At 50.6% G+C, this 8,016-nt stretch carries 8 protein-coding genes; 5 read left to right on the plus strand and 3 right to left on the minus strand.

Features of this window, described 5'->3' with window-relative positions; genetic code table 11:
* Window positions 1–51 precede the first annotated feature (51 nt).
* The 5 genes from petB (at window position 52) to IQ268_RS05265 (ending at window position 4,188) form a co-directional block, all read left to right on the plus strand.
* Window positions 52–720 carry a cytochrome b6 gene (gene petB, locus IQ268_RS05245; RefSeq protein ID WP_193876252.1) on the plus strand — a complete coding sequence of 223 codons (669 nt, stop codon included), beginning with the start codon at window positions 52–54 and terminating at the stop codon, window positions 718–720.
* Between the two features lie 163 nt (window positions 721–883).
* Window positions 884–1,366: a cytochrome b6-f complex subunit IV gene (gene petD / locus IQ268_RS05250; RefSeq protein ID WP_193876254.1), complete on the plus strand. Its 483-nt coding sequence runs from the start codon at window positions 884–886 to the stop codon at window positions 1,364–1,366.
* A gap of 274 nt (window positions 1,367–1,640) precedes the next feature.
* Entirely contained in the window at window positions 1,641–2,087 is a 447-nt protein-coding gene (locus IQ268_RS05255) for an anti-sigma regulatory factor (RefSeq protein ID WP_193876299.1), read from the plus strand.
* 276 nt (window positions 2,088–2,363) lie between these two features.
* Window positions 2,364–3,545, plus strand: a complete 1,182-nt coding sequence (locus IQ268_RS05260) for a glycosyltransferase family 4 protein (RefSeq protein WP_193876255.1) — start codon at window positions 2,364–2,366, stop codon at window positions 3,543–3,545.
* Between the two features lie 259 nt (window positions 3,546–3,804).
* Window positions 3,805–4,188 carry a hypothetical protein gene (locus IQ268_RS05265; RefSeq protein ID WP_193876257.1) on the plus strand — a complete coding sequence of 128 codons (384 nt, stop codon included), beginning with the start codon at window positions 3,805–3,807 and terminating at the stop codon, window positions 4,186–4,188.
* A gap of 87 nt (window positions 4,189–4,275) precedes the next feature.
* On the opposite strand, the gene IQ268_RS05270 is transcribed toward IQ268_RS05265, so the two are convergent.
* From IQ268_RS05270 to IQ268_RS05280, 3 genes are all read right to left on the minus strand, one after another.
* Window positions 4,276–4,689: a hypothetical protein gene (locus IQ268_RS05270; RefSeq protein ID WP_193876260.1), complete on the minus strand. Its 414-nt coding sequence runs from the start codon at window positions 4,687–4,689 to the stop codon at window positions 4,276–4,278.
* A 243-nt stretch (window positions 4,690–4,932) separates the two neighbouring features.
* Window positions 4,933–6,795 (minus strand): tetratricopeptide repeat protein, encoded by a 1,863-nt coding sequence (locus tag IQ268_RS05275; RefSeq protein ID WP_193876262.1) that lies wholly within the window; start codon window positions 6,793–6,795, stop codon window positions 4,933–4,935.
* A gap of 149 nt (window positions 6,796–6,944) precedes the next feature.
* Entirely contained in the window at window positions 6,945–7,655 is a 711-nt protein-coding gene (locus IQ268_RS05280; protein ID WP_193876263.1) for a hypothetical protein, read from the minus strand.
* Window positions 7,656–8,016 lie beyond the last annotated feature (361 nt).

Consider the following 8,016-nt stretch of genomic DNA (forward strand, 5'->3'; position numbering starts at 1 on the left):
TATGTTACATTTTTTATTGACAGCACTGCATGTTTTGGGATTACTCGCTTCATGTTTACTAAGCAGGTAACTGACTCGAAAGCTTATCAATGGTTCGAGGAGCGTCTAGAAATTCAGGGTCTCGCCGACGATATTTCTAGCAAATACGTTCCTCCCCACGTCAATATCTTCTATTGCTTAGGCGGAATTACGCTGACTTGTTTCCTGATCCAGTTCGCAACTGGGTTTGCCATGACCTTCTACTACAAGCCAACTGTAGCGGAAGCCTTTCAGTCAGTTCAGTATTTGATGACCGATGTGAACTTTGGTTGGCTCATTCGCTCCATCCACCGCTGGTCAGCCAGCATGATGGTGCTGATGATGATTCTGCATGTCTTCCGGGTCTATCTAACCGGCGGATTCAAGAAGCCCCGTGAATTGACCTGGGTGACTGGGGTCATTCTAGCCGTTATCACCGTTTCGTTTGGTGTCACCGGTTATTCATTGCCCTGGGATCAGGTAGGTTACTGGGCGGTCAAAATTGTCTCTGGTATTCCTGAGGCCATTCCGGTTGTCGGTTCACTCATGGTTGAACTGATTCGGGGTGGTGAAAGTGTTGGTCAGTCAACGCTGACCCGCTTTTATAGCCTGCATACATTCGTATTGCCCTGGCTAATTGCCGTCTTCATGCTGCTGCACTTCTTGATGATCCGGAAACAAGGTATTTCTGGCCCCTTGTAAGCACCCCTTGTAAGCAATTTATGTCGGGGGGGTACAGCCCTGCTTTTGCTGGAGCTGATACACTTGCAAAATAAGCTAGACCGACTGAGCTGAGCCAACTTCGGCTGATTGACCTTAATCAAACTTCTTTTACTTCAGACGCTAAGGAGAACACAAACAGACTATGGCAACTCTGAAGAAGCCAGATCTGAGCGATCCATTGCTCCGCGAAAAGCTAAAAAAGGGCATGGGACACAACTATTACGGTGAACCCGCCTGGCCTAACGACCTGCTCTATATTTTCCCAGTTGTAATTTTGGGCACGATCGCCTGTTGCGTGAGCCTCGCAGTGCTTGACCCTGCAATGATAGGTGAACCTGCTAACCCGTTTGCAACGCCTCTGGAAATCTTGCCGGAATGGTATCTCTATCCGTCTTTCCAGATTCTTCGTGTTGTGCCTAACAAATTGTTGGGTGTGGCACTCAACGGCGGTATTCCCCTGGGATTGATGCTGATTCCGTTTATCGAAAACGTGAACAAGTTTCAAAACCCCTTCCGTCGTCCGGTTGCAACAACCGTCTTCTTGGTGGGTACGTTTGTCACCCTCTGGTTGGGTATCGGTGCGACGTTCCCAATCGATACATCCCTAACTCTCGGATTGTTTTAATAACGTCGAGTTAATAATGTTGACGCCTGTGGCTGGAATCATGACGGGAAAACTTCCTGAATGAAACCAACACAGGCGTCTTTGTGCGTGTTTTAATAAATAGCAACACGAGTAATTGCAGCCGCTTACTGGTGCAGGGTGCTGCCATCTACCCATCAACCAAGACAGATACACTCATTCCAGGCAGAAGGTTGCAAGAGATTGATTCAAGAACTGCTATAAGTGAGTCGTTTGCTTGAATTCAGTTGAATCTTATTCCTGGCTGAACATCGATATGTTCCAGCAAGACCATTTGACTGTTAGAAGTGAACTTACTGGGTTGAACCAGGTGCAAGACTGGTTCAAGCAGTTCTGTTTACGATACGGCTCCAGTTTGATCTGGCTCAAGGGGCAACTCTATCCGCTGAACCTGGCGTTGGCGGAAGGGTTTAGTAATGCTGTGCGCCACGCTCACCAGGAGTTGCCCGCCGAAACATCCATTGACATTGACCTGGCGCTTTGGGATGACCGAATTGAAATCCGAATTTGGGACTATGGAAAGCCCTTTAACCCGGATGCGTTAGAAGAGCCGGAACCTGGAACCCTGCACATTGGCGGCTATGGCTGGTTTTTGCTGCGCCGTTTAGCCGATCGCGTTACCTATGAACGGTATCCAGACAACCGCAACTGTTTGACCATTGTTAAAAACCGGCTGGGGGTTCGTGCCGAGTCCAAGGTTTAGGCCGTTAGACGGCTTCGGACTGTTAGCTGTTTGGCACTGCTGTTGCCCACGGCTCAGGACTGGTTTGCTTTAAACGGCAGCCTTATGTAATGAGGCCGTAAAGCACCTGCCCCCCCAAAGGCCAGAAGATACAAAGATTTTGTTAATCTATTTGACCAAAACCAGCGGCTTCATGTTGGTTTGGTAGGATTTAGCAACGATTGCACAATCGCTTCCCTCGATAGGGCAACCTAACATTAGTTCCATCCTCAACAGGGTGATTGAATCAATCGGGGTATGGCGAAAACAGCTAACTTATTTATATTTCTAGAGATTTTCGAACGTGAAGGTGGTATCCAGTCTTACGTTCAAGATATTCTTCATGGCTATTCGACTCTCGCCCATCAGCCGCAGGCAGATGTGTTTCTGTTGCGAGACGGAACGGGTTGTCAGAATCCGTTGCAGGTCAGTTCCCTCAAGTTTCACTATCTAAAGACCTCTCCTCCCGCTTTGGGACGGTTGAGGCTGGCTATTGCACTATTGCTCTATCTGTTGCGGGAAAGACCGCAGCGGGTTTTCTGTGGGCACATGAATTTAGCGCCGTTGGTGCAGATGCTCTGTAGACCGTTAGGAATTCCCTATACGGTCATTACCTACGGTAAGGAAGTGTGGTTTCCATTGCCGCCTGCGCCGCGCCGCGCGCTGCATCATGCTGATCAAATTTGGACCATCAGCCGTTACAGCCGAGATGCGGCTTGCGCGTCGAATCAGCTCAACCCTCACCAGATCCAGATGTTGCCGTGTCCAGTGGATGGCGATCGCTTTACACCGGGCGCAAAGTCACCTGTTTTGCTGGAGCGCTATGGCTTAACTGGAGCCAGAGTCTTAATGACAGTGGCGCGGCTGTGGTCGGGCGATATCTATAAAGGGGTGGACGTCACAATTCGGGCACTGCCGGCGATCGCTGCTGTGTTCCCGGATGTGAAGTATCTGGTCATTGGCCGAGGAGACGACCAGCCCCGTTTAGCGAACCTGGCTCACGAGTTAGGTGTGGCCGATCGGGTCGTGTTTGCTGGGTTTGTGCCAACTGCCGACCTGCCAGAACATTATCGATTAGCGGAAGCCTACGTTATGCCGTCTCAAGAAGGGTTTGGGATTGTGTATCTAGAAGCGATGGCTTGCGGTATCCCGGTCTTGTCAGGTGATGCGGATGGGTCGTCGGAACCGTTGCAAGATGGTAAGTTGGGCTGGCAGGTGCCCCATCGCGACCCGGTGGCTGTGACCAGGGCGTGCATTGAAATGTTGAAGGGACGCGAAATTTGCCGTACGGCACCTGAGAGTAACGAGTGCGATCGCCGTTGTGATGGGCAATGGCTGCGACAACAATCGATCGCCTTATTTGGCAAAGAGGCATTTGTGCAGCGGTTAAACCAGATCTTTGTGTCCTATCCTGACCGCAACCCAATCAAAAAAGCCTAAAAAGATTAGGCTGGAATTTGTTGAGGCCGCTTGAGCCGTTAACCCACGGATTTTAGCGAGCGTATAGAAGCGTGCGTTTGTAAAACCGTGTACGGGTGCAGAGGTCGCTCTCTCCGGTTGCTGTCGCTTGCGTGTCGCTTGCTCTATGCTGGAAGAAGAAATTTAAGACCCGCTTAAATCGATTCTTTTTGCAATGAGCATCTAATTAAGTTAGGAGAAAGCGTCTCAATTGGATGCATAAGAACCGTAGGAGGTTGCTGTGAATCAAAATAGCTTTAGAAGCCTGCAATTTAACGTATCGGGCATCGGGTTCTGGCTTACCGCCTTTGCCATTGTTTGGCTATTAGGGGCGGTTGGGCTGGGTTGGCTGGTTAAATCGTTTCTAATCCTGATTGGGTTGATTATACTAGCGCCTGTGGTTGCGTTTGTTGGATTTCGCTGGTGGCTAAAGCGCAACCTGGTTGAAGCTCAGTGTCCGGTTTGCCACTACGAGTCGGCTGGGATTAACGGTATGCAGCTCCGATGCCCCAGTTGTGGTGAACCGCTCAAGGTGGATGCCGGTCATTTTCAGCGATTGACACCGCCAGGTACGGTTGATGTTGAGGCGATCGATGTTTCTGTAAAACAGCTCGAAGATTCATAGTTGACGCCTGAATTGAAGCCTAAAAATCGGGGCACCTCTACAGAGGTGCCCCGATTTTTAGCGGGTCGGCAAGGTGCAACAGATGACTCAATTTTCCTGGCTAATGGACAGCGTAAAGGGGTGGTTGGCCTGTGAGCGATCGCCAACAAAGATGGAGTATGTTCCGGGTTCAAGCCGACCGGGTACCTCGATCGTGCCGCCGGAAAAACTGTCTGCCATGACACAAATTGGGTTGCCAGAACCGCGAATGAGTAGGGTTGGCTGGCCTTGACCTTCGACTCTGAAGCGCAAGGACGCTGGAGAACCAGACACTTGCAAAACTTCGTTAGGATTGCTAGAAATGTAACCACACTGACTCGATTGTGATCCGCCAGAGTTTCCTCTCACGGTAACGGGCGACGAAATAGGGGTTTGGACATCGGCCTGGGCGGATGTAGCGATCGCCAGCCCTGCTGCTAATGCCATTGGAATGATGCTGAACCGTTTCAAACTCGTCCTCATGCTTCTCACCTGCCCGATATGGGGTCTTGTTACTTTTAATACTAAGTTGCGGTCACAGGGACGATTTGGGTTTCTGTGACAGTTCTCGAAGTGAATATTGGCCTAAGAAACGAGAATCGTCTCACTTCGGGGGTGCCCTCTGCCGAGGTGCGTTGAGAACCAGCAAGGGCAACCTGAAGGGGTGCAGGTGGCGCGCAGCGCTGAGATGCTCCTCAATGCGGCTCGTTTGCCTGGCCTGAGTTGCTAGGCTCCCTCTCGATACTGGCGGAATAGTTCTGGCAGGTGATCGTAGCCATCAACACCAATAATTGAAATAATTTGAGGGCGCTGCTGCTGTAACCGTCTTTGAAAATCAGCTTCGCCCATCTGTCCCTGCATCACCGTGAGTAAACCTGCTACCTGTCGCCATGTGGTTGAGGCAATTTGCTCCAGCAGATACATGCCAACGCAACCAGTGGCGATCGCCTTGTCTGCATGGTTGAGGCGATAGTGTGCTTCTGCCAAATAGGCCAGGTTAAGCCCTTGCAAATATAAGTCGCCCGAAAACTGAGACGCTTGAAACCCACTTTCTAGAAATCCGACGGCAGCCTGAGCCTGGTCGATGGTAACGTGAGCAATGCCCAGACTGCTGAGACAAAGCGCCTGACTTTGGCGATCGCCCAACCGTTCAGAAAGTTCTAAGCCCTGCTGCAAGTAGTTGATTGCTGCTTCGTATAGCTCTGGGTCGGCTTGTTCTAGCTCTTGTGCTTGAAAGACTTCGCTGTAGCCAAGATTGGCCAGCGCGTTGGCTTCGCCCAACCGATTTCCGGTTTGGCGGCTGAGGATCAGCGCTCGCTGGCTATAGTTAATTGCTTCTGAGTATTGCGCCTGAGCAACCTCTGTGCGGCTGAGATGGTTTAAGTTGGCAATTTCACATGAAGCATCACCCGCCTCACGGGCCGTTGTGAGCGCCTGCTGATGAAAGGCGATCGATCGCGCTAACTGACCTTGAACGCGGGCAGAATAGCCGATTAACGTCATGATTCGGGCTTTTTCCTGGGTGCCTTCGGCCTGACGCAACGGTTCGTCTAGATAGTCCAACGCGTTGCGTAAGTAGTTGCCCGCAAATGATGCAAAGATCCCGCCATAGAGCGGGAAGTAGTCGCGCTGGGCAAAGGTTCGCAGCAGTTGCAGGGTTAGTTGAAAACAGCCATTGGCAAAGGTCGAACGCTCGGAGCCAACACGGGAAGACTGGTTGAAGCCATTAGCCAACTGTGACCAAATCACAGCAAAGGCCAAAAATGTTGAAATAGATAGCTTTGCGCCTACTTTTGAGTCGTAGACGAGTTTATCAAACCAGGCGACTAATCCCTGTTGCAAACAGCGAAGCATCACCACCAGTTCGACCAGATCGGTGAGGTCTATCGGCTCCTGTGCTGCCCATTCCACGGTAGATTGCTCTAGCGCCAGCGTTTGAAACAACGCCTGGGGAATCGGGCGATTTACCTGCTTTGCCCACAGCGGCCACGGTCCGCGTTGTCCGGGAACGCCCTCGAACCCAAGTTGACCTTGACTCTGATCGTAGATCCAACTGACCAGATGGTTTTCTAACCGCTGCCAGGAGTCGAGACCCTGACGAATTCCCTGAGCAATTTGGGTGGAAGACTTCGCCCCCTCTGGTTGTTGTTGCAACGCGGTTGCCAACTGCTGTAGCTGAGCCAGATTAAGCGCCTGAGAACGATTTGGATCGGCAATGCTCAGGAAGGTAGACAGCCGATCGCCTTCCTCGGCTTGCTGAATGCGTTGCACGGCTGTTGAGAGGGCTGCTGTTGCTTGATTGCGTTCTTGCCACCGTTCCCATTCCCCCCGAATGGTTTGCAGGGCACGCTGGCTTCGCTGTGCTTTGGCTTGCTTGAACTCGTCTGTTTGGGAGTCGAGCTGGTGTTGAATCGTTATGATGCGATCGCCCAATTCACGTTCAAATATCTCGCCTGTCCCCGGATCAACCCCCTCCACCAGCATTTGATAAACCTGCTCTTTCGAGCGGATTTTGCCCTTGAGGGTTGCCTCAATGATCTGGTCGATGAGGGTGGAGTAGCGATCGCGCAGAGATGGAGAGTCTGACATAATTACCCGCTGAACTGGCTTTGGCTGCTTTGTCCAGGTTACAGAAAAAGTACAGTAACCTAACGGTTGCGCCTTCTTATAGGATACTTCGCTGGTTCTTCGTCCCAACCCAGCTCTCTATCATGATGTTCAAAACCAGCGGGCGACTTTTAGATTTGCGGTTGGGTCGCCTGCTGCACCTGACGCAGCCCCACATGGGCAAAGTAAAAGAACCAGGTGGTAATGCCAAACAGCTTAGCGCCATCTTCCAGCAAATAATTTTCGCCTAACAACATGGGTGGTAAAGGTATCCATCGGCTCAATCCCGGCAACAGATCAATGAATACCGATGCGGCTAAGAACATAAACGCGATCGCAAAAATCACATAATTTGTTCTCAATATGACCTTGCGAAAGCGAACCAGATACAGTGCCGTGATCAGGCCGTAGGCCAGAAAGACAAGTTTTTCTGAAATACCTAAATAATTGGGGATGGCATCTTCATGAATTAAGAAGAGGTCATCTAGCAAAAGCATGGAGGTTAAAGCTCCCGATGCCCTTAAGAAGGACTGAAAGGCTGGCTGGCATCTTAACTGTTTGAGAATGAAGCCGCTAAAAAAACAGATGGCCGCTGAAGCGCACCAGATTAATATGCCAATGTTTGAAAATAAGCCGTAGTAAAACTGACCCTGGACGATCGCCACTGGATCGCGGGTGAGTTGATGCACAGGAACTCTCGTTTGCCAGCCAGCCACTACTAACGCCAGGAACAACAGCCCATAAACGACCATAATTTGGCTGGTGATGGACAATTGAACTGGGTAGTGAGGTTCCCCTCTGCCAACGGCTGACTCAATGCGCTTGTCTATCTGTTTTGTCATATCTGAACCACTTGTACAAATCGGTCTGAAGTGGTAGATGCCCATAAAACCCACCAGCTTGCTAGTCCAAATCGGCGCGATCGCTTTTTGGACGGACGTTATGGGGTTGTCTGAATGGGGTTGTCTGAAACGCTGCAAACGTGCTGCGTTCGCCTCTTCAATTTCTTAACCCGGGCGAATTCAGACTGTTGAACGGTTCTCAACGGTTCTTTCCATGCCGTCAAACGGCTTATTTGCCTGACGTTAGGCCATAGTTTAACGTTGGTTTAAGTAGAGTTTAATGAACGTTAAATGAGAATTCTCTTATCTCGTCTAAGGGGGGCTGGAATGGGCTGGGGTTTGGGGTTGAAGGGTGCCAAAT

Origin of the sequence: Oculatella sp. LEGE 06141, from assembly GCF_015207605.1 — a bacterium.
Taxonomy (GTDB): domain Bacteria; phylum Cyanobacteriota; class Cyanobacteriia; order Elainellales; family Elainellaceae; genus Oculatella.